The organism is Mycobacterium neumannii, from assembly GCF_048452905.1.
In the GTDB taxonomy this organism is placed as follows: domain Bacteria; phylum Actinomycetota; class Actinomycetes; order Mycobacteriales; family Mycobacteriaceae; genus Mycobacterium; species Mycobacterium neumannii_B.
The window spans coordinates 173,646-193,113 of sequence record NZ_JBCGVF010000001.1 but is presented as its reverse complement, the minus strand read 5'-3'; the positions used below and the strand labels follow the sequence as shown (position 1 = coordinate 193,113).

Annotated in this window: 23 protein-coding genes; 15 read left to right on the top strand and 8 right to left on the bottom strand. The window is 67.1% G+C overall.

Annotated elements, in window-relative coordinates:
* The first annotated feature begins 40 nt into the window (after positions 1-40).
* Genes purB through AAHH99_RS00800 form a run of 4 tightly spaced genes read left to right on the top strand, consistent with a single transcriptional unit; the run spans position 41 to position 4,220 of the window.
* Positions 41-1,459 (top strand): adenylosuccinate lyase, encoded by a 1,419-nt coding sequence (purB, locus tag AAHH99_RS00815; RefSeq protein ID WP_418766992.1) that lies wholly within the window; start codon positions 41-43, stop codon positions 1,457-1,459.
* Complete coding sequence (locus AAHH99_RS00810) at positions 1,456-2,685, top strand: cytochrome P450 (protein ID WP_418766991.1); 1,230 nt, start codon at positions 1,456-1,458, stop codon at positions 2,683-2,685. Before purB ends, AAHH99_RS00810 begins: the two co-directional genes overlap by 4 nt.
* Before the next feature lie 10 nt (positions 2,686-2,695).
* A complete protein-coding gene (locus tag AAHH99_RS00805; RefSeq protein WP_418766990.1) occupies positions 2,696-3,658 on the top strand; it encodes a tellurite resistance/C4-dicarboxylate transporter family protein in 963 nt (320 codons plus the stop codon).
* On the top strand, positions 3,645-4,220 hold the full coding sequence (locus tag AAHH99_RS00800; protein WP_418766989.1) for a DUF1707 SHOCT-like domain-containing protein: 576 nt from the start codon (positions 3,645-3,647) through the stop codon (positions 4,218-4,220). Before AAHH99_RS00805 ends, AAHH99_RS00800 begins: the two co-directional genes overlap by 14 nt.
* On the opposite strand, the gene AAHH99_RS00795 is transcribed toward AAHH99_RS00800, so the two are convergent.
* Together AAHH99_RS00795 and AAHH99_RS00790 are read right to left on the bottom strand one after the other, a co-directional pair.
* On the bottom strand, positions 4,200-5,081 hold the full coding sequence (locus AAHH99_RS00795) for a DUF559 domain-containing protein (RefSeq protein WP_418766988.1): 882 nt from the start codon (positions 5,079-5,081) through the stop codon (positions 4,200-4,202). The two genes, AAHH99_RS00800 and AAHH99_RS00795, sit on opposite strands and share 21 nt — an antisense overlap.
* Positions 5,082-5,190: 109 nt before the next feature.
* Positions 5,191-5,808, bottom strand: coding sequence for a hypothetical protein (locus tag AAHH99_RS00790; RefSeq protein WP_418766987.1), 618 nt, complete (start codon positions 5,806-5,808; stop codon positions 5,191-5,193).
* 31 nt (positions 5,809-5,839) lie between these two features.
* Here AAHH99_RS00790 and AAHH99_RS00785 point away from each other — a divergent pair, with 31 nt between their 5' ends.
* Together AAHH99_RS00785 and AAHH99_RS00780 are read left to right on the top strand one after the other, a co-directional pair.
* Positions 5,840-6,739 (top strand): phosphoribosylaminoimidazolesuccinocarboxamide synthase, encoded by a 900-nt coding sequence (locus tag AAHH99_RS00785; protein WP_418766986.1) that lies wholly within the window; start codon positions 5,840-5,842, stop codon positions 6,737-6,739.
* A gap of 29 nt (positions 6,740-6,768) precedes the next feature.
* Entirely contained in the window at positions 6,769-8,874 is a 2,106-nt protein-coding gene (locus tag AAHH99_RS00780; protein WP_418766985.1) for a S9 family peptidase, read from the top strand.
* On the opposite strand, the gene AAHH99_RS00775 is transcribed toward AAHH99_RS00780, so the two are convergent.
* A complete protein-coding gene (locus tag AAHH99_RS00775) occupies positions 8,833-9,282 on the bottom strand; it encodes a DoxX family protein (RefSeq protein WP_418766984.1) in 450 nt (149 codons plus the stop codon). The genes AAHH99_RS00780 and AAHH99_RS00775 overlap by 42 nt on opposite strands.
* A gap of 82 nt (positions 9,283-9,364) precedes the next feature.
* Here AAHH99_RS00775 and AAHH99_RS00770 point away from each other — a divergent pair, with 82 nt between their 5' ends.
* The 4 genes from AAHH99_RS00770 to AAHH99_RS00755 all read left to right on the top strand — a co-directional run bounded on the left by AAHH99_RS00770 (position 9,365) and on the right by AAHH99_RS00755 (position 12,865).
* Positions 9,365-9,922: a TetR/AcrR family transcriptional regulator gene (locus tag AAHH99_RS00770; protein ID WP_418766983.1), complete on the top strand. Its 558-nt coding sequence runs from the start codon at positions 9,365-9,367 to the stop codon at positions 9,920-9,922.
* A gap of 9 nt (positions 9,923-9,931) precedes the next feature.
* Positions 9,932-10,429 (top strand): glutathione peroxidase, encoded by a 498-nt coding sequence (locus tag AAHH99_RS00765; RefSeq protein ID WP_418766982.1) that lies wholly within the window; start codon positions 9,932-9,934, stop codon positions 10,427-10,429.
* 69 nt (positions 10,430-10,498) lie between these two features.
* Positions 10,499-11,203, top strand: coding sequence for a DUF2334 domain-containing protein (locus AAHH99_RS00760; RefSeq protein WP_418766981.1), 705 nt, complete (start codon positions 10,499-10,501; stop codon positions 11,201-11,203).
* Positions 11,204-11,227: 24 nt separating this feature from the next.
* The gene (locus tag AAHH99_RS00755; RefSeq protein ID WP_418766980.1) at positions 11,228-12,865 is read left to right on the top strand and encodes an FAD-binding dehydrogenase; all 1,638 of its coding nucleotides are present in this window, start codon (positions 11,228-11,230) and stop codon (positions 12,863-12,865) included.
* A 1-nt stretch (position 12,866) separates the two neighbouring features.
* Here the strand turns inward: AAHH99_RS00755 and AAHH99_RS00750 are convergent, their stop codons facing one another.
* Positions 12,867-13,520, bottom strand: a complete 654-nt coding sequence (locus AAHH99_RS00750) for an MBL fold metallo-hydrolase (protein WP_418766979.1) — start codon at positions 13,518-13,520, stop codon at positions 12,867-12,869.
* A gap of 46 nt (positions 13,521-13,566) precedes the next feature.
* Between AAHH99_RS00750 and AAHH99_RS00745 the strand changes: the two genes are divergently transcribed.
* Genes AAHH99_RS00745 through purQ form a run of 3 tightly spaced genes read left to right on the top strand, consistent with a single transcriptional unit; the run spans position 13,567 to position 15,190 of the window.
* Positions 13,567-14,244, top strand: a complete 678-nt coding sequence (locus tag AAHH99_RS00745) for an ATPase (RefSeq protein ID WP_418766978.1) — start codon at positions 13,567-13,569, stop codon at positions 14,242-14,244.
* Between the two features lie 35 nt (positions 14,245-14,279).
* On the top strand, positions 14,280-14,519 hold the full coding sequence (purS, locus tag AAHH99_RS00740; protein ID WP_064348053.1) for a phosphoribosylformylglycinamidine synthase subunit PurS: 240 nt from the start codon (positions 14,280-14,282) through the stop codon (positions 14,517-14,519).
* On the top strand, positions 14,516-15,190 hold the full coding sequence (gene purQ / locus AAHH99_RS00735; protein ID WP_418766977.1) for a phosphoribosylformylglycinamidine synthase subunit PurQ: 675 nt from the start codon (positions 14,516-14,518) through the stop codon (positions 15,188-15,190). Before purS ends, purQ begins: the two co-directional genes overlap by 4 nt.
* Before the next feature lie 14 nt (positions 15,191-15,204).
* On the opposite strand, the gene AAHH99_RS00730 is transcribed toward purQ, so the two are convergent.
* Both AAHH99_RS00730 and AAHH99_RS00725 read right to left on the bottom strand, forming a co-directional pair.
* Positions 15,205-16,002 carry a family 1 encapsulin nanocompartment shell protein gene (locus tag AAHH99_RS00730; protein WP_418766976.1) on the bottom strand — a complete coding sequence of 266 codons (798 nt, stop codon included), beginning with the start codon at positions 16,000-16,002 and terminating at the stop codon, positions 15,205-15,207.
* Entirely contained in the window at positions 16,002-17,036 is a 1,035-nt protein-coding gene (locus tag AAHH99_RS00725) for a Dyp-type peroxidase (protein ID WP_418766975.1), read from the bottom strand. Before AAHH99_RS00725 ends, AAHH99_RS00730 begins: the two co-directional genes overlap by 1 nt.
* 49 nt (positions 17,037-17,085) lie before the next feature.
* Between AAHH99_RS00725 and AAHH99_RS00720 the strand changes: the two genes are divergently transcribed.
* On the top strand, positions 17,086-18,357 hold the full coding sequence (locus tag AAHH99_RS00720) for a M18 family aminopeptidase (protein ID WP_418766974.1): 1,272 nt from the start codon (positions 17,086-17,088) through the stop codon (positions 18,355-18,357).
* Between the two features lie 7 nt (positions 18,358-18,364).
* Here AAHH99_RS00720 and AAHH99_RS00715 read toward each other — a convergent pair whose 3' ends face one another.
* Entirely contained in the window at positions 18,365-18,754 is a 390-nt protein-coding gene (locus AAHH99_RS00715; RefSeq protein ID WP_418766973.1) for a nuclear transport factor 2 family protein, read from the bottom strand.
* Between the two features lie 80 nt (positions 18,755-18,834).
* Between AAHH99_RS00715 and AAHH99_RS00710 the strand changes: the two genes are divergently transcribed.
* Positions 18,835-19,185 (top strand): VOC family protein, encoded by a 351-nt coding sequence (locus tag AAHH99_RS00710; protein WP_418766972.1) that lies wholly within the window; start codon positions 18,835-18,837, stop codon positions 19,183-19,185.
* A 6-nt stretch (positions 19,186-19,191) separates the two neighbouring features.
* Here AAHH99_RS00710 and AAHH99_RS00705 read toward each other — a convergent pair whose 3' ends face one another.
* The gene (locus AAHH99_RS00705) at positions 19,192-19,395 is read right to left on the bottom strand and encodes a hypothetical protein (RefSeq protein ID WP_418767554.1); all 204 of its coding nucleotides are present in this window, start codon (positions 19,393-19,395) and stop codon (positions 19,192-19,194) included.
* Positions 19,396-19,468 lie beyond the last annotated feature (73 nt).

Here is a 19,468-nt window from a genome sequence, read left to right as displayed (position 1 = left end):
GGGACCAGCCTGCACTACCCGGGTCGTAAGCTGAGTGTTTGTGACGATCCCCAACGTGCTGGCCAATCGGTACGCCAGCGAGGACATGGTGGCGATCTGGTCACCGGAAGCCAAGGTCGTCGCGGAGCGCCGGCTGTGGCTGGCGGTGCTTCGCGCGCAGGCCGAACTTGGCGTCGATGTGCCCTCCGGCGTGGTCGACGACTACGAGCGGGTGCTCGAGCACGTCGACCTCGAATCGATCGCTGCCCGCGAACGCGTGCTGCGCCACGACGTCAAGGCGCGCATCGAGGAGTTCAACGCGCTGGCCGGCCACGAGCACGTGCACAAGGGGATGACGAGTCGCGACCTGACCGAGAATGTCGAGCAGCTCCAGATCCGGCGCTCGCTGGAGCTGGTGCATTCCCACGCAGTCGCGGTGGTGGCCCGGCTGGCCGAGCGCGCCGCGCTGTACCGCGACCTGGTGATGGCCGGCCGCAGCCACAACGTCGCGGCACAGGCCACCACACTGGGCAAGCGGTTCGCCTCGGCGGCCGAGGAGCTGCTGATCGCGCTGCAGCGCCTGCGCTCGTTGATCGACCGCTACCCGTTGCGCGGGGTCAAGGGTCCGATGGGCACCGCCCAGGACATGCTCGACCTGTTCGGTGGCGACGCCTCGCGGCTGGCCGAGCTCGAGCGGCGCGTCGCCGAATTCCTTGGCTTCACCGAGATTTTCACCAGTGTCGGGCAGGTGTATCCACGCTCACTGGACCACGACGTCGTGTCCGCGCTGGTGCAGGTGGGCGCAGGACCGTCGTCGCTGGCGCAGACCATTCGGCTGATGGCCGGCCAGGAACTGGTGACCGAGGGCTTCGCCCCTGGGCAGGTGGGGTCGTCGGCGATGCCGCACAAGATGAACACGCGTTCGTGTGAACGGGTCAACGGGTTGCAGGTGGTGCTGCGCGGTTACGGCTCCATGGCGGCCGAACTCGCTGGCGCGCAATGGAATGAGGGCGACGTGTTCTGCTCGGTGGTGCGCCGCGTGGCACTGCCGGATGCGTTCTTCGCCCTCGACGGGCAGGTCGAGACGTTCCTGACGGTGCTCGACGAGTTCGGCGCCTACCCCGCGGTGATCCAGCGCGAACTGGATCGCTACCTGCCGTTCCTGGCGACGACGCGAATCCTCATCGCCGCCGTCCGCGCCGGGGTGGGCCGCGAAACCGCGCACGAGGTCATCAAGGAGCACGCCGTCGCGGTGGCGTTGGCCATGCGAGAGAAGGGTCAGGAACCCGATCTGCTGGATCGCTTGGCGGCCGATTCCCGGCTGCCGCTGGACCGGCCGGCGCTCGATGCGGCGCTGGCCGACAAGCAGGCGTTCACCGGTGCGGCCGGCGATCAGGTGGACCGCGTCGTTACGGCGGTCGACGAGTTGGTGAGCCGCTATCCCGAAGCGGCCAAATACACCTCGGGTGCCATCTTGTGACACTGGGCGGGATCGACTTCACCGATCTGGACAACTTCGCGAACGGATTTCCACACGAGCTGTTCGCGCTACATCGGCGCGAGGCCCCGGTGTACTGGCACGAGCCGACCGAGCACACTCCCGACGGCGAGGGATTCTGGTCCGTGGCCACCTACGCCGAAACGCTTGCGGTGTTTCGTGATCCGCAGACCTATTCGTCTGTGACCGGTGGTTCCCGGCCCTACGGCGGCACGCTGCTGCAGGATCTGGCGATCGCCGGTCAGGTGCTGAACATGATGGACGACCCGCGGCATTCCCAGATCCGGCGTCTGGTCAGCTCCGGCCTGACGCCGCGGATGATCCGCAGGGTCGAAGACGATCTTCGCTCGCGTGCGCGACTCCTGCTGGATTCCGTCTCGCCTGGCGAGCCGTTTGACTTCCTGGTCGACGTGGCAGCCGAGTTGCCGATGCAGATGATCTGTATCCTGCTGGGAGTGCCGGAGTCCGAACGACATTGGCTGTTCCACGCGATCGAGCCGCAGTTTGACTTCGGAGGCTCGCGAAAAGCGTCGGTCGGCCAGTTGACCGCCGAAGAAGCGGGATCGCGGATGTACACCTACGGCCAGGAATTGATAGCCGCCAAGCGCGCCTCGCCTACCGACGACATGTTGTCGGTGGTCGCGAACGCCTGCCTGGACGACACCGAAGGCGATGGTGCGCTATCCGACCTGGAGCTTTACCTGTTCTTCAGCCTGTTGTTCAGTGCGGGTGCCGAGACGACACGCAACGCGGTGGCGGGCGGCCTGCTGGCGTTGATCGACAACCCCGACTCGCTGACCGCGCTGCGCGGCGATTCCGCGTTGCTGGGTTCGGCGGTCGAGGAGATGGTGCGCTGGTCGTCGCCCTCACCGTCCAAGCGGCGCACCGCAACTCGCGACGTGACGTTGGGGGGATGCGAGATCGGGGCCGGGCAGAAGGTACAGATCTGGGAGGGCTCGGCCAATCGCGACGATGCGGTGTTCGCCGAACCCGACGTGTTCGACATCGCCCGTCAGCCCAATCCGCACCTGGGCTTCGGCCAGGGTGTGCACTACTGTCTGGGCGCGAACCTGGCGCGGCTCGAGCTACGTGTGTTGTTCGAAGAGTTGCTGGCGCGCTTCTCCGAAGCCCGTCTCGTCAAACCCGTCGAATGGACGCGGAGCAATCGGCACACCGGTATCCGCCATCTGGTAGTCGAGTTGCGGTGAGCGGCTGGCGGTGAGGCCCGACGCGTTCGCGTTCGTGATGGCGACCGGGATCGTCTCCATCCCAGCGGTCGACCACGGTTTGACGTACGTCAGTGGCGCTCTGGCCGTGTTGGCCGTTCTTGCGTTGCTGGTTCTCGTTGCTGCAGCTGTGGTTTCGTGGTTTCGGCGCCCGCCCGATTTGTCGGACCTCGATGTGACGATCGGCTTGTTCACATTCGTCGCGGCGTGTGCGGTGCTCGACAGCCGGTTGATGGCGAACTCGGCGATCATGTGGGCTCTGGCCGTACCTGCCGCGCTGGTGTGGTCGGTGTTGATCGTCCTGACAGCACGCAACTTCGCGAGTCGGTGCTGGACGGAACTGCAGGGGCGGGCACGCGGGGCGTGGGAACTGTGCAGCGTCGGCTCGTCCGGTTTGGCGATCGTCGCGGTCGCGCTTGCGCACGACACGGGATGGCATGCCTTACTGCTGATCGCCGTCGCGATATGGATCCTTGCTCTCGCGATTTACGGAGTCATGACCGCGCTGATCCTGGCGCGTGCGTTCGCTGCGCGTCTGGATCCCGGTGGGTTCGAGCCCGACGCGTGGATACTGATGGGTGGGCTCGCGATCGCGACGTTGGCCGGCGACCACATCCATCGGGCTGGCATCGACGCCGTTCGCGAGGTCACCGTCGCGACGTGGTGTCTGGCGTCGGCATGGATTCCGCCGCTCGTGTACTTCGCCGTGCGGCAACTCGGGCGACCGGATGCCCGGCGGTTCGCCGGTGTGTGGTGGGCGATGGTCTTCCCGCTGGGCATGTACTCGGCAGCCAGCCATGCCATGGCGGTAGAGACCGGATGGCATGGCCTGCCGACGATTTCGCTGGTGTTCTTCTGGCTAGCGTTTGCTGCGTGGATCGCTGTCTCGATCGCCGGAGTGCTGCGAGTGAGCGCGTGGTTCCGCCACCTACCCTCGGGGCATGGACATCGATGACGCGAACGTGCGGATTTCCGACGCCGACCGCGATCATGCGAGGCAACTGCTCGAACGGGCAGTCGGCCAAGGCATGCTCACGCTCGATGAGTTCAGCGAGCGGATCGACGCCGTGCTTGCCGCGCGGACCCGCGGAGAGCTGCGCGAGGTGATCGCCGACCTGCCCTCGACGGATGCGATGCAGCCCGTTGCTGCCGTGGGTGAGCAGCTGCGGGGCCGGATGTCGTCGATTTCGCGACGCGGACGGTGGACGGTGCCTGCGCGCATCGACCTCAATACCCGGATGTGTGACACCACGTTCGACTTCACCGCCGCGACGTTGCAGAGCCCGACCGTCGTCCTGAACATCGACGACTACCTCAGCTCGACGGAGCTGATCCTGCCCGACGGCGCCACCGCCGACCTCAACGGCGTCGAGACATTCGCAGGCAGCACCACTCTCAAGGTGCCGTACGGTCCGCCCTCACAGAGGCTGCATCTCGTGGCGCGCGGCCGGGTGCGATTCGGGTCGGTGACTGCGCGCTATCCGTTCGGTCACACGTTACGGCGCATGTTGGGGTGAGGGTTGTTGACCGGTCGCGGCGGCGACCTCGGCGATCACCCGCTCGGGATACGCCGTCAAGTCAAGCCAGGTGAAACGCAACACTTTCCAGTTCAACAGCGCGATCACGTTCTGGCGGTTGCGGTCGATCTGGAATGCCTCGCTGTCGGTGTGGAACGCCCAACCGTCGACCTCGATCGCCACCTTCGCTCGGGTGAATGCGACGTCCACCTTGTAGCCACCGACGGGATGGTTCGTCTTCCAGCCGGTGAATCCGGCGTCGCGCAGGAGCTTCACGAAGAGTCGTTCGGCTTCGGAACGCGCACCGTCTTCGGCCGCACGAAGCAGTCGCCGTGCGGCCGGTGAACCGTGTCTGCCCTTGTTGCGCAGATGCGCGCGCCAGAGTTGGGCGAGCTCGAGATGACGCTGCAGGGCGGCGTCCATCAGTCTCGGTCCGCCGCCGCGTCGGACTGCGGCTTCGATCACGGTCAGCGGCATGGCAGTGACCCGCAGGCCGGCCCGCTCGACGACGTCACGGGGCGACAGATCACGCCGCCGCAGCAGCGCGCCTGGTCTCGGTCGGTAGTTGCTCACCCGCGGAACCGTGATCTCGACTTTTTCTGGGGCGAACCGGGTGATCCCGTGCCACCATGCCGCCGCCAAGCCGCTGGCTGTCGCTCGCGGACCGAGAGACCACACCGCAGCCCTGATGCGTGCGGAGTCGGTGAAGGTTCGGTCATTGGCGAAGAACACCCCAGGCGAGCACCGAAGCCAGTGGCCTGATCGAACACGCCGATTCACCGCGTGTCTGCTGAGGCCGCAGTGCCGAGCCTGCGCCAGCGTGATCACACCGTCGTGCTGCCGAAGATGGTCGTCGAGCATGTTCCAGTTCGACGCGTCGGCGCTTCCGGACGGTTCCCTCGGAGCGATTTGTGCACATCCCGGAGCGGTGAGCGCTCCGCGATGCGCACAAATCGCGGCGGCGGAGCGGTTAGAGGTGGCGGGCGACGCCTGACGAGCGCAACTCCAGCGCCGCGAGGCCGCGGATCGCGTCTGCGTCGTGGCGGCGCCACGCCTCGACGGGATCGGCGTGTACGGCGACCAGCTTGGCCAGCGGCCGGTTGGCCAGCGCGCGCAGCGCCAACAGCTGCTCCCCGGCGGGGGTGCGGGCCAGCGTGATCGCGGTCCACTTACGGCGCAAGAAGCGCAGCCGAAGGTACAGCCACGGCATCGCGACGAACAGGATCGGCGGTGCGGCCACCGCCAGCGCCAGTACCCACGCCAACCACGACGCCGTGGTGTCGAGGCTGTGACCGGCGCCTGCGATGTCGAGTGCTGCCTCGCTGGCCGCGCGCAACGGCTTGCTGATCGCGTCGCCGATCAGCGGGAAGTCGTCGGTGCGCTCGCCGGCCGCATCGAGGTTGTCGGCGACACCGTTGGCGCCGGTCTCGACCTGGCGACCCACCGCCGCGATCGTGGAGACCGCCGAATGCACAGCCATGCCGACCAGCACCCACACCGTGGTCCAGGCGACCACCACGAAGTCGCTGACGAGCTGGGCCAAGATCCGCGTCGGCGTGGTGGCATAGGGGATAAACCGCGAAGTCATGGTTGTAGATGCTGCCCGATAGGCTGGCCCGATGCGCCCCGCTCTGTCCGACTACGAACATCTGGCCAGCGGCAAGGTTCGCGAACTGTATCGCGTGGACGACGAGACACTGCTCTTCGTGGCCAGCGACCGCATCTCCGCCTACGACTACGTCCTGGACTCGCGGATCCCCGACAAGGGGCGCATCCTGACGGCGATGAGCGTGTTCTTCTTCGACCTGTTGAGCCGGACCGCAGGCACGCCCAATCACCTCGCCGGTCCACCCGACGACGAGCGCATTCCCGCCGACGTGCTCGGCCGCGCGCTCGTCGTACAGGAACTCGAGATGTTGCCGGTAGAGGCGGTGGCCCGCGGCTACCTCACCGGTTCGGGGCTGATCGACTATCAGAAGACGGGCGCGGTATGCGGTATTCCGATTCCCGCCGGGCTGGTCGAGGCCAGCAAGTTCGACGAGCCGCTGTTCACCCCCGCGACCAAAGCCGAACTGGGACAACACGATGAGAACATCTCGTTCGACGACGTGGTCAAGCTGATCGGTGAGCAGCGGGCCGAACAACTGCGCGATCGGACACTGGAGACTTACCGCCGCGGCGCCGAGCATGCTCTGACTACGGGAATCATCGTCGCCGACACCAAATTCGAGTTCGGTGTGGACACCGACGGTGAACTGCGACTGGCCGACGAGGTGTTCACCCCCGACTCGAGCAGGTACTGGCGAGCCGACGACTGGAAAGAAGGCGTCGTGCAGAACAGCTTCGACAAGCAGTTCGTCCGCAACTGGCTCACCTCTGAGGAGTCCGGGTGGGACCGCGGCGGCGACGCACCTCCGCCACCGTTGCCGCCGGATGTCGTCGAATCCACTCGCGCCCGCTACATCGAGGCCTACGAACGTATTTCGGGCTTGAATTTCGACGACTGGATCGGTGCATGAGCGACGCTTGCGGAGCGAATCAACAGATGATGAAGCCGCCGGTAGCCAAGCGCATCGACAATCGGCGTGAGCATCACGGCGATGTCTTCCTCGATCCCTACGAGTGGCTGCGCGAAAAAACCAACCCCGAGGTGATCGCGCATCTGGAGGCCGAGAACGCCTACACCGAGCATGTCACCGAGCACCTTGCGCCCCTGCGACAGGCCATCTTCGACGAGATCAAGGCTCGCACCAAGGAGACCGACCTCTCTGTACCGACCAGGCGCGACGCGTGGTGGTACTACGGTCGCAGCTTCGAGGGCAAGCAGTACAGCGTGCACTGCCGTTGTCCTGTCGCCGACCTCGACGACTGGACACCCCCGGTACTCGACGAGAACACCGAGATCCCCGGCGAGCAGGTCCTGCTCGACGAGAACGTCGAGGCCGACGGCCACGAGTTCTTCTCGCTGGGCGCCGCGTCGGTGAGCCTGGACGGCAACATCCTCGCCTACTCGGTCGACCTCAAAGGCGACGAGCGGTACACGCTGCGGTTCAAGGACTTACGCACCGGTGAACTGTACGAGGACACGATCGCCGGTATCGGTCCCGGCGCGACGTGGGCGGCCGACAACCGCACCCTCTACTACTCGACCCTCGACGAGCCATGGCGCCCGGACACCATCTGGCGACACCGCCTCGGCTCGGGCCAGCCCGCGCAGAAGGTCTACAACGAACCCGACGAACGGTACTGGCTCGGCGTCGGGCGCACCCGCAGCGACAAGTACGTCATCATCGCCGCGGGCAGCGCCGTCACCTCCGAGGTGCGCTACGCCGACGCGACCGACCCGGACGCCGAATTCACGATCGTGTGGCCGCGCCGCGACTTCGTTGAGTACTCCGTCGAGCACGCCGTCGTCGGCGGCGAGGACCGGTTTCTCATCCTGCACAACGACGGTGCCGAGAACTTCACTCTGATCGAGGTACCAGTCGGCGAGCCCACTGCGGTGCGTACCCTGATCGAACACCGCGCCGACGTCCGCCTCGACTCCGTGGACGCCTTCGACGGCCACCTCGTCGTCAGCTACCGCAGTGAGGCGCTGCCGAGGATCCAGCTCTGGCCCCTCCATCCCAGCGGCGAATACGGCAGTCCCGAAGACTTCACCTTCGAATCCGAGCTGACGTCGGCGGGACTGAGCGCCAACCCCAACTGGAGCGCACCCAAACTGCGCATCGGCTCCACCTCCTACACCACCCCGGTGCGCATCTACGACGTCGACCTGGCCACCGGTGAACGGACGCTGCTGCGCGAGCAGCCGGTGCTCGGCGACTACCGGCCCGAAGACTATGTGGAGCGGCGTGATTGGGCGATCGCGCCGGACGGTGTGCGGATACCGATCTCGATCGTGCACAAGATCGGCCTGCAGTATCCGGCGCCCACGCTGCTGTACGGCTACGGCGCCTACGAGGCCTGCGAAGATCCGCGTTTCTCCATCGCGCGACTGTCGTTGCTCGACCGCGGGATGGTGTTCGCGGTCGCGCATGTTCGGGGCGGCGGCGAACTCGGCCGGCCGTGGTACGAGCACGGCAAGATGCTCGAGAAGAAGAACAGCTTCACCGATTTCATCGCGGCCGCCGAGCATCTCGTGCACACCGACGTCACCCGGCCGGAGAACCTGGTGGCCTACGGGGGCAGCGCGGGCGGTCTGCTCGTCGGCGCCGTCGCCAACATGGCTCCGGAGCTGTTCGCGGGTGTCCTCGCGGTGGTGCCGTTCGTCGACCCGCTCACCACGATCCTCGACCCGTCGCTGCCGCTGACGGTCACCGAGTGGGACGAGTGGGGAAACCCGTTGGAGAACAAGGACGTCTACGAGTACATGAAGTCCTACTCGCCCTACGAGAACGTCGAGGCGAGGAACTACCCGCGCATACTGGCCATGACGTCGCTCAACGACACTCGGGTGTACTACGTCGAGCCGGCGAAATGGGTTGCCGCACTTCGGCATGCCAAGACCGACGGTCATCCCGTGCTGCTGAAGACGGAGATGAATGCCGGCCACGGCGGTATCAGCGGGCGATACGAACGCTGGAAGGAAACCGCATTCCAGTACGCGTGGCTACTGGACGCTGCCCAGGCCGATCACGAGCGCCGCCCCTAGAAACACGATCTGCTCGGCGGTGCGCAGGTCCAACCGGGTTGTCATCGACTTCGGCGGGTGGGGCATCCGTGCCGCGTAGACGTTGGCCGGGAACATCGCGATCATCAGTACGAAAAGGCCGACCGCTGCGGCGGCGCGGGTGGGCGGATAGAGCAGACCTACCGCGCCTACGAGTTCGAGCACACCGGTGACGGTGACCAGCAACGCCGGGGCGGGCAGTCGCGGCGGAACGGTCGCGATCATGTCGCGGCGCAGCGGGTTGACGAAGTGCGCGACGCCGGTGAGCGCGAACATCGCGGCCAGTCCGACGGCGATCGCCGACGGCCAGCTGTCGACGTAGTCCACGCCCGACAAGCCGACCAGCCGGGCGCCGAGGGTCCCGAGTATCAGCGTGACGAGTACAGCCATGACGACTCCAATCTTGACAGTGACTAGTTGAAAAGGTAGGCAACAATCTAGCCAGTGTCAAGATTTTCGCTATGATGTCCGCATGAGCAGGGCGTCCTACCACCACGGCGATCTGAAGGCCGTCATCCTCGCCGAGACGGCGAGCCTGGTCGCCGAGCGCGGCGCCGACGGAATCTCGCTGCGAGAGCTCGCACGGGTCGCGGGGGTGTCGCATGCCGCGCCCGCACACCACTTCACCGACCGGCGCGGCCTGTTCACCGCGCTGGCCGCGCAGGGCTGGCGCAAGCTGGCCGCCGCGCTCGCCGACGCAGAGCCGGAATTCATCGATGCCGCACTGGCGTATGTGCGCTTCGCACTCGACAATCCCGGGCACTACGCGGTGATGTTCGACCGCTCGCTCGTCGACCCGGACGATGCGGAGTTGAAGTCGGCCCAGGACGCGGCGGGTGCGCAACTGAGACAGGGTGTCGGCACCCTCGACGATCCGCGCGCCGCTCAGGACCCTGAAGCGGCGGCGCTCGCGGCCTGGTCACTGGTGCACGGCTTTTCGCTGTTGTGGCTCAACAAGGCGATCGACGCCGACGGTGATCCGATGGCTACCGTGCACCGGGTCGCGGGCATGCTGTTCGAGACCGGGTAACGTGCGGGCATGCCCCAGACTCCGCTGACCGATATCGCTGTGACCACCCTCGACGGCCGCGACACCACGCTCGGCGAACTGGCCGACGGCGCCGCGCTGGTGGTCAACGTCGCCTCGAAATGCGGTCTGACTCCGCAGTACACCGCGCTCGAACAGTTGGCCAAGGACTATGGCGAGCGCGGGCTGACCGTGATCGGCGTGCCGTGCAACCAGTTCATGGGCCAGGAACCCGGTACGGCCGAGGAGATTGCGCAGTTCTGCTCGACGACGTACGGCGTGACGTTCCCCTTGTTGGCCAAGACCGACGTCAACGGCGCCGACCGGCACCCGCTGTACGCCGAGTTGACCAAGACACCCGACGACAGCGGTGAGGCCGGCGACATCCAGTGGAACTTCGAGAAGTTCCTGCTCGCACCGGGCGGAATGGTCGTCAAGCGGTTCCGGCCGCGCACCGAACCCGATGCCCCCGAGGTGATCGCGGCCATCGAGGACGTCCTGCCGCAATAGCCCCCGATGGCCACCTGCCATCAGCGTGTTGTAAACCGTTGCGACACCTGAGGTTGCCACACTGACGGCGTGGCAGGACAGCTGATCGTCTCCCTCTCCGGCATCACCGATCGCACGATGCCCGACGTCGCAGACTTCTGCGCGCAACTCGACGCCCGGGGTGTGCCGGTCTCGTTGCTGGTGGCGCCCAGGATCGAGGGCGGCTACCGGCTCGAGGAAGACGGCGCCACCGCCGGGTGGCTCGCCGCCCGGCGGGACTGCGGTGACGCCATCGTGTTACACGGCTTCGACGAGGCCGCGACCAAGAAGCGCCGCGGTGAGTTCGCGACGCTGCCCGCACACGAGGCCGGCCTGCGGCTAATGGCCGCCGACCGCGTGATGGAGCACATGGGTCTGCGTACGCGGCTGTTCGCCGCACCGGGATGGACCGTATCCGGTGGCACCGCACTAATGCTGCCGCGCAAGGGCTTTCGTCTTCTCGCCGGGCTGACCGACATCACCGACCTGATCCGCGCAACGGCCGTTCGGTCGCGCGTGCTCGGTGTCGGTGAAGGCTTCCTGCGCGAACCGTGGTGGTGCCGAACGCTGGTGCTGTCGGCCGACCGGACGGCTCGGCGAGGTGGAATCGTTCGAGTCGCCGTCGCCGCACGGCACTTGCGCAGGCCGGGCATCCGACACGCGATGCTCGACGCCGTCGACCTCGCACTCATGCACCGCTGCGTGCCGGATGTCTACAAATGGCGGCCGGGCGCCGCAATGACGGCCGCCGCCTAGCACCCGCCCGCTAACGTGGCGGCCATGGCAGATGCTGACGTCATCGTCGTCGGAGCCGGGCTGGCGGGTCTGGTGGCGGCCTGCGAGTTGGTCGAGCGCGGCCGCCGCGTACTGATCGTCGACCAGGAGAACGCCAACAACATCGGCGGCCAGGCGTACTGGTCGTTCGGCGGGCTGTTCTTCGTCGACAGCCCGGAGCAGCGGCGGCTGGGTATCCGCGACAGCCACGAGCTGGCGCTTCAAGACTGGCTCGGCTCGGCGGGCTTCGACCGGCCGGAGGACCACTGGCCGCGCCAATGGGCGCACGCCTACGTCGATTTCGCCGCCGGCGAGAAACGTGGCTGGCTGCGCGAACGCGGCCTGCAGACGTTTCCGCTCGTCGGGTGGGCCGAGCGCGGCGGATATGACGCGCGCGGACACGGCAACTCGGTGCCGCGATTCCACATCACCTGGGGCACCGGCCCCGCGATCGTCGACATCTTCGCTCGCCGGCTGACCGGGCGGGTCCGGTACGCGCACCGGCACAAGGTCGACGAGCTCATCGTCTCCAACGGTGCCGTCGTCGGCGTTCGCGGAACGGTGCTCGAACCCTCCGACGCGGCGCGCGGCGTGGCCACCTCGCGAGAACCGGTCGGACGGTTCGAATTTCGCGCCCAGGCGGTGATCGTCGCCAGTGGCGGTATCGGGGGCAACCACGACCTGGTGCGGCAGAACTGGCCCAAACGGATGGGCCGCGTGCCCGAACAGCTGCTGTCCGGTGTGCCCGCACACGTCGACGGGCGCATGATCGGCATCACCGAAGCGGCCGGGGCGCGGGTGATCAACAGCGACCGCATGTGGCACTACACCGAGGGCATCACGAACTACGACCCGATCTGGCCGCTGCACGGCATCCGGATTCTGCCCGGACCGTCGTCGTTGTGGTTGGACGCCAACGGCAATCGGCTGCCGTCGCCGTTGTATCCCGGCTTCGACACGCTCGGCACGCTCGAACACATCGCGCAGACCGGCCAGGACTACACCTGGTTCATTCTCAACGCCCGCATCATCGCCAAGGAGTTCGCGCTGTCGGGTCAGGAACAGAACCCCGACCTCACCGGCCGCAGCATCCGCGACGTGTTGGCGCGGGTCCGTGCCGGGGCGCCCGCACCGGTGCAGGCGTTCGTCGACCGCGGCGTCGACTTCGTCAGCGCCGACTCGCTGCGCGGCCTGGTGTCGGCGATGAACGACGTCCCCGACGTGCTGCCGCTGGACTACGCGACCGTCGAGGCCGAGGTCACCGCCCGCGACCGCGAGGTGGCCAACAAATTCACCAAGGACACGCAGATCGCCTCGATCCGCGTGGCACGCAACTACCTCGGCGACCGCGTCAGCCGCGTCGTGGCACCGCACCGGTTGACCGATCCCAAGGCGGGGCCGCTGATCGCGGTGAAGTTGCACATCCTCACGCGAAAGTCCTTGGGCGGATTGGAAACCGATCTCGACGCGCGCGTGCTCAAGCCCGACGGCAACGCGTTCGACGGCCTGTTCGCCTCCGGAGAGGCGGCGGGCTTCGGCGGGGGCGGGGTGCACGGCTATCGGTCGCTGGAAGGCACCTTCCTCGGCGGCTGTGTGTTCTCCGGACGTGCGGCGGGCCGCGCGGCCGCACGCGACACCGCCTGACTCAAAATTCCGTGCCGTCCTCGGGTTCGAGCACCTGGAAATCGGTGTCGGTCATCTCGGTGAGTCGGCTGTAGAAGATCCCGCGGGCACTCGGATCGATGATGCCCTGATGGATGGGCACCGCGTGCGTCGGCGCCACGGCGCGCAGGTAATCGACCGCCTCGGAGATCTTCATCCACGGCGCGGCCGCGGGGGTGGCGAGCACGTCGACCGGTTCGCCGGGCGCGTAAAGGGCGTCACCGGGATGCATGAGCCGGGCGCGACGGGTGCCGTCGTCGACGAGGTAGGAGATGTTGTCGATGACCGGCAGCTCCGGGTGGATGACCGCGTGCTTGCCGCCGACGCCCCGCACGGTCAGGTGGTCGATGGTGAGGACGTCGCCGACGTTGACCGCGCGCCAGGGGCCGCCGAGTTGCGCGGCGGTCTGTGGATCGGCGTACAAGGCGGCCTGCGGGTTGGCGTCGAGCAGGGCTGGCAACCGCTCGGTGTCGGCGTGGTCGGGATGCTGATGGGTGATCAGGATCGCCGACAAGCCGGTGATGCCCTCGAATCCGTGCGAAAAGACTCCCGGGTCGAACAAGATCGTCGCTTCCTCACCGGAATCGCTTTTGAAATTGGCCAGTAAGCAGGAATGTCCGAAATGGGTCAATTGCATGCCTATATTGTGGCGGCGCCGGCCGTGTTCAGGGGGTAGTTGAGTCGTGCGATTGCTGCTTGCAGTGGCCCTCGCCACGTTCGGCGTGGCGTTGACGGTCGGCCCTGTGCCCGGACCACCCGCGCGGGCGGTCCCTGGCGTGTGCCCGCCGATCTGCGACGCGATCCCGGATGTCGCATGGCCCGCCTCCAGCGCCCTGCCCCTGGCCCCGGTGTACCGGTGGCCGGGGTTGGCCGGGCTGGCGGTCACCGCGCCCGCGCCGCGTTTTCTGTTCGAGGAACTCTGCGCCAGTCCGCCCGTGCCTGCCGACCCGCGCGACTACGTCGTGGCGGCCAGGGCGCAGGTTACCAATCCGGCTGGTCAGTGGCAGTTGCGGACGCAGGTGCTGCATTGGCGCGGGGACGTCGCGCACAACGGACCCCTCACCCGCGCGGTGCTCGGCTCGGCGCAGTTGCGGCTGCGTACCTGCCAGTTGACGGCGCCTCTGGTGTCGCCGTCGATCACCACGGCCGATCCCGAGCGGCTGGCCGCGGTGATCAGCGTCGCCGGGCAGAAGGTGGTGCACCAGTACCTGCTGGCCCATCCGACCAGCGGCAGCCTCGTCGAACTCGCACTGTGGTCGACGCTGCCCCTGCAGGTGCCATGGCCGCCGGTGCCCGACGCGCAGGTGCTCGACGCGCTGGCCGCCCCGTTGTGCGAGGCGTATCTCGGTTCGTGCCGGTGAGTCGCGCGCGACGGAACCGCCGGTACAGTTGACGCGTGGCAAGGGTGGTGGTGCACGTGATGCCCAAGGCCGAGATCCTCGACCCGCAGGGGCAGGCGATCGTCGGCGCGTTGGGTCGTCTGGGGTTCAACGGCGTCTCAGATGTTCGGCAGGGCAAGCGTTTTGAGCTCGAGGTCGACGACAGCATCGACGACGACACCCTGGCCGAGATCGCGGAATCGCTGCTGGCGAACACCGTGATCGAGGACTGGTCGGTCAGCAGGGAGCAGTCATGACGGCACGTGTGGGCGTCATCACATTTCCGGGCACCCTCGATGACGTCGACGCCGCGCGTGCGGTTCGATTGGCAGGCGCCGAGCCCGTTCCGCTGTGGCATGCCGACGCCGATCTCAAGAGCGTCGACGCCGTTGTGGTGCCCGGCGGGTTCTCCTACGGGGACTATCTGCGCGCCGGCGCGATCGCCAAGTTCGCACCCGTGATGGGCGAGGTCATCCGGGCCGCCGAAGGCGGCATGCCGGTTCTGGGGATCTGCAACGGATTTCAGGTGCTGTGCGAGTCCGGCCTGCTGCCGGGCGCGTTGACCCGCAATGTCGGGCTGCACTTCGTCTGTCGCGACATCTGGCTGGAAGTGGCGTCGAACTCCTCGGCGTGGACGTCGCGGTACGAGCCCGGCGCCGACGTGCTGATTCCGCTGAAGTCCGGCGAGGGCCGGTACGTGGCCAGCGACAAGGTGCTCGACGAGCTCGAGGGCGAAGGCCGCGTGGTGTTCCGGTACCGCGACAACCCCAACGGATCACAGCGCAACATCGCAGGCATCAGCTCGGCCAACGGACGCGTCGTAGGTCTGATGCCGCACCCCGAACACGCCACCGAGGCGCTGACCGGACCGTCCGACGACGGGCTGGGCCTCTTCTACAGCGCACTCGACGGCGTCCTCAGCGCGTAGGACGCGGGCGAAGGTCAGGGCGTCAAGGCGACCGAGGCCTCGGCGGTGTAGCACAGGAACGTCAGCGTCTCCTCCAGATACAACTGCACGGTTCCCGCGTCGTGCGACAGATAGCCGATCGACACGTCGGTGCCGAGCTGTAGATCGAAATCGCCTCCGCGCGTTGACAAAACGAACGCACCGTCGATGGCCGGCGCCCAGATGATGTCGCCGTCGACCAGCCGGTTGAGGTGCTCGCGGATCGGATAGCCGTGCTGCGTGGTTTCGCTGACCTTGGTGTACACCTCCGCTGACAGCAGGACCGAATACGGCCCGTCCACGCCCGAGAGCCGCAACTCGGACAGCGCCTGGGAGATGACGTCGGGGATATCGCGCTCGTCGTCGGGCAGCGCGAGCGCGGTGTTGGAACTGCACGCCCGGATGCCTTCGATCGACGCCGCCTCATAACCCTCGAAGATCGCCCGGTCCTCGGCGAACGCCAGTTTCATGGCGGCGTCCTTGACCGGATCCCAGTCCGAGTCCTGCGAACCCCGCTCGACATCGTCGATCGCGGTGCGCGACACCGTGAACGGCACGCGCAGCCGCACCAGCGGTTTGGCCTCCCGCAGATGCGCGACCACGCCGTCGCCCGGAGGCCTCACGTCGCGCAGGTGGCCGGTGCTGATCGCGGCCTTGACGGGTCCGCCCGGCTCGCTGACGTCCACCACGCGACGACCGGCGATATGGCGCTTGAACGTTCGTGTCGCCTCGAGCTCGATCTCGGCCCAGGCCTCTTCGGTTACCGGTGCGAGGTCGCGGTACAGGTTGTTCATCAGCGGGTTCCTTTCAGGCTGCCGATGCCCAGCGAGCCCTCGTATTCGGCGAGAGTTACTTCGGGCGGCGCCGGTTCGTCCTGATCGGCGCCGACCGAGCCGGGCAGTGGGGGAGGATCGTCGAGGAAGTCGAGGCTCGGGGTGAAGAACAAGCCGCCCGTCAACGCGGTCGAGAAGTCCAGGATGCGATCGGTGTTGCCGGGCGGGTCGCCGAGGAACATGTTGTCGAGCATCTGCTCGGTGACGGCCGGCGTCCGCGAATACCCGATGAAGTAGGTGCCGAACTCGCCCATGCCGATCTGTCCGAACGGCATGTTGTGCCGCACGATCTTCAGTTCGTTGCCGTCATCGTCGGTGATCACGTTGAGCGCGACATGGGAATCGGCCGGTTTGACCGCATCGTCGAGTTCGATGTCGTCGAGCTTGGTGCGCCCGATCACCCGCTCCTGTTCCTCCACCGAAAGCGAGTTCCACGCGGCCATGTCGTGCACGTACTTCTGCACGTGCACATAACAGCCGCCCGCGAAATCGGGGTCCTCGTCGCCGATCTGGGTGGCCGAGCGCGCGAGCGGACCGTCGGGGTTCTCGGTGCCGTCGACGAAACCCATCAGGTCGCGGTTGTCGAAGAACCTGAAGCCGTGCGTCTCGTCGACGATCGCGATCGAGCCGTCCATGGCGTCGACGAGCTTGGTGGCCAGCTCGAAGCAGACGTCCATCGACTCCGCCCGGATGTGAAACAACACGTCGCCCTCGGTGGCCGGGGCGTGGTGGCGGTCGCCGCGGATCTCGGTGAAAGGGTGCAGTTCGGCCGGTCGAGGGCCGGCGAACAGCCGGCCCCAGGCCTTCGAGCCGATAGACGTGACCGCCGACAGCCGCTTGGCCGGCTCGCGGAAACCTATGGCCCGCACCAGCCCCGAGACATCGGGCAACGCGTCATGCACGGTCGCCTCCCCACCGTCGAGGATGGTCGCCACCAGGAAGACGGCCGCAGGCGTCAACGGTTCGAGCACCGGTTGCGGCTGGATGTCGGGCACATCAGGACCCTAGCGTCATTGATCTTGATCCACCGGTAAAGATGAAGGAATGGCAGCTAGCCCCCAGATCCTGTGCGAGTTCATCGACGCGTCGCCGTCGCCGTACCACGTCTGCGAGACGGCTGCGTCGCGCCTGCGCGAGGCCGGCTTTCGCGAACTGTCCGAAGCCGACGCCTGGCCCACCCACGGCGACTTCTTCGTCCTGCGGGCCGGATCGCTGATCGCCTGGCGGACCGACGGGGGCAGCCGTCACACCCCGTTTCGGATTGTCGGCGCCCACACCGACAGCCCCAACCTTCGGGTCAAACAGCACCCTGACCGGTTCGTCGCCGGTTGGCGGGTGGTCGCGCTTCAGCCTTACGGCGGCGCGTGGCTGAACTCTTGGCTCGACCGCGATCTCGGGGTCAGCGGCCGGTTGTCGGTGCGTACCGGCAGTGGACTGGTGCACCGGCTCATCCGGATCGACGAGCCGATCCTGCGGGTGCCGCAGCTGGCGATCCACCTCGCCGAAGACCGCAAGGCCGTGGAGCTGAACCCGCAGCGCCACGTAAACGCGGTGTGGGGCGCGGACCCTGCGGGCCAGAAGGGACCAAGATCCTTCCTCGATTACGTGGCCGAGCATGCGGAGGTGGCGGCGGTCGATGTGCTGGGCGCCGACCTGATGACCCACGACCTGGCCCCGTCGCGGCTCGTCGGCGCCGACCGCGACCTGGTGAGCGCCCCGCGGCTGGACAACCAGGCGACCTGCTATGCCGGGCTGGAGGCGTTCCTGGCGGCCGAGCCGAGCGGATACTCGCCGGTGCTGGTGCTCTTCGACCACGAGGAGGTCGGCTCGCAGTCCGACCACGGCGCCCAGTCCGACCTGCTGTTGACCGTGCTCGAGCGGATCACGCTCAGCTCGGGCGGCGGGCGCGAGGACTTCCTGCGGCGCCTGCCCGGCTCGATGGTGGCGTCCGGCGACATGGCGCACGCCACGCATCCGAACTACCCGGAGCGCCACGAACCGGGACACCTGATCGAGGTCAATGCGGGACCGGTGCTCAAGGTGCAGCCGAACCTGCGGTACGCCACCGACGGGCGCACCGCCGCGGCGTTCGCGCTGGCGTGCGCGCAAGCCGGAGTGCCGCTGCAGCGCTACGAACACCGGGCCGACCTGCCGTGCGGGTCGACGGTCGGGCCGATGACCGCGGCGCGCACCGGCATCCCGACCGTCGACGTCGGTGCTCCGCAGCTGGCCATGCATTCCGCCCGCGAGGTGATGGGTGCCGAGGACGTCACCGCCTACGCCGCGGCGTTGACGGCGTTTCTGTCACCGACCTGACCCCGGGTCAGACGGCGTCGACCCGGTCGTAGCGGATGACGTTCTCCACCACGATGCCGTCACGGGTGCGCACGCGGTCGAGTCCCCGGATCAGAAGCGGGCCGTCGGGTCCAGTGCCGTGGCCGGTGTAGTGCAGGAACACCAGCTGCTCGCCGGGCACGCTGCCCGGCACAGTCGCGCTGTCGATGAGCCGCAGCCGCAGATCGCGGATGGCGGCCACGAGCTCGGCGATCTTGCCGACGTAGGCCTCGCGACCCCGCACCGGCGTGGGATCGCCTTGCCAGTAGCCGACGATGTCGTCGGCGAGAATGTCCTGGATCAAAGATGGGTTCGGCGCGGCCCAGAAGGCCGCCCACATGTCAGCGCTGAACTTCGGAGGGATTTGGATAGTTGTCATGAGGTCAGCCTGCGCGCGCAGCAGCAGCCGCTCAATTACGCGCGACGTAATTGTCGCCGGTCTGATCTAGGGTCAACGGCATGGCTCTCAACGTGGAAATGGTCACGCTGGACTGCGAGGATCCCGACACGCTGGCCCAGTGGTGGGCACAGGCGGTGGGCGGCGAGGTTACTGCTTTTGCGCCAGGCGAATTCATCACGGTGGCCCGCGCGGGCGGGCCCATGTTGGGCTTTCAGCGGGTGCCCGATCCGACGCCGGGCAAGAACAAGATGCACCTCGACTTGACGGCCGACGACGTGGAGGCGGAAGTGAAGCGGCTGATTGGGTTGGGTGCCCGCGAAACCGGCAGGCACAGCTTCGGTGAGGACTTCAGCTGGGTGGTGCTGGCCGATCCCGCGGGCAACGCGTTTTGTATCGGTGGGGCAGGCTGACGCCTGTCAGCCCAGTCGCTGCGCGAGCAGCTGCTTGGCCATCTCGGCCCCCTTGCGGCTGTCGGCCTGAGCCTTCTGGAACAGCTCCACCACCGCGTTGTCGCCGTCGCGCTTGGCGTCTTCGATGTAGGTCTCCATCTTCAACGCGTTCTCAAGGCACTGCTCGGTGTACCAGATTAGGTTGTAGTTCTTGTCCTTGGTTCCGGTCATATGGCCGGTTTCGGCCGATGTGGTCACTGGTCACCTTCCTTCCTTCATTGTCGTGACACGCCTCGCCTACCCG

What these genes read in the sequence shown, in the direction of transcription:
- AAHH99_RS00800 (WP_418766989.1), top strand. Translation starts at nt 3,645, where the DNA reads ATGGACATCGATGACGCGAACGTGCGGATTTCCGACGCCGACCGCGAT.
- AAHH99_RS00795 (WP_418766988.1), bottom strand. Translation starts at nt 5,081, where the DNA reads ATGCTCGACGACCATCTTCGGCAGCACGACGGTGTGATCACGCTGGCG.
- AAHH99_RS00790 (WP_418766987.1), bottom strand. Translation starts at nt 5,808, where the DNA reads ATGACTTCGCGGTTTATCCCCTATGCCACCACGCCGACGCGGATCTTG.
- AAHH99_RS00785 (WP_418766986.1), top strand. Translation starts at nt 5,840, where the DNA reads ATGCGCCCCGCTCTGTCCGACTACGAACATCTGGCCAGCGGCAAGGTT.
- AAHH99_RS00780 (WP_418766985.1), top strand. Translation starts at nt 6,769, where the DNA reads ATGAAGCCGCCGGTAGCCAAGCGCATCGACAATCGGCGTGAGCATCAC.
- AAHH99_RS00775 (WP_418766984.1), bottom strand. Translation starts at nt 9,282, where the DNA reads ATGGCTGTACTCGTCACGCTGATACTCGGGACCCTCGGCGCCCGGCTG.
- AAHH99_RS00770 (WP_418766983.1), top strand. Translation starts at nt 9,365, where the DNA reads ATGAGCAGGGCGTCCTACCACCACGGCGATCTGAAGGCCGTCATCCTC.
- AAHH99_RS00765 (WP_418766982.1), top strand. Translation starts at nt 9,932, where the DNA reads ATGCCCCAGACTCCGCTGACCGATATCGCTGTGACCACCCTCGACGGC.
- AAHH99_RS00755 (WP_418766980.1), top strand. Translation starts at nt 11,228, where the DNA reads ATGGCAGATGCTGACGTCATCGTCGTCGGAGCCGGGCTGGCGGGTCTG.
- AAHH99_RS00750 (WP_418766979.1), bottom strand. Translation starts at nt 13,520, where the DNA reads ATGCAATTGACCCATTTCGGACATTCCTGCTTACTGGCCAATTTCAAA.
- purQ (WP_418766977.1), top strand. Translation starts at nt 14,516, where the DNA reads ATGACGGCACGTGTGGGCGTCATCACATTTCCGGGCACCCTCGATGAC.
- AAHH99_RS00730 (WP_418766976.1), bottom strand. Translation starts at nt 16,002, where the DNA reads ATGAACAACCTGTACCGCGACCTCGCACCGGTAACCGAAGAGGCCTGG.
- AAHH99_RS00720 (WP_418766974.1), top strand. Translation starts at nt 17,086, where the DNA reads ATGGCAGCTAGCCCCCAGATCCTGTGCGAGTTCATCGACGCGTCGCCG.
- AAHH99_RS00715 (WP_418766973.1), bottom strand. Translation starts at nt 18,754, where the DNA reads ATGACAACTATCCAAATCCCTCCGAAGTTCAGCGCTGACATGTGGGCG.
- AAHH99_RS00710 (WP_418766972.1), top strand. Translation starts at nt 18,835, where the DNA reads ATGGCTCTCAACGTGGAAATGGTCACGCTGGACTGCGAGGATCCCGAC.
- AAHH99_RS00705 (WP_418767554.1), bottom strand. Translation starts at nt 19,395, where the DNA reads ATGACCGGAACCAAGGACAAGAACTACAACCTAATCTGGTACACCGAG.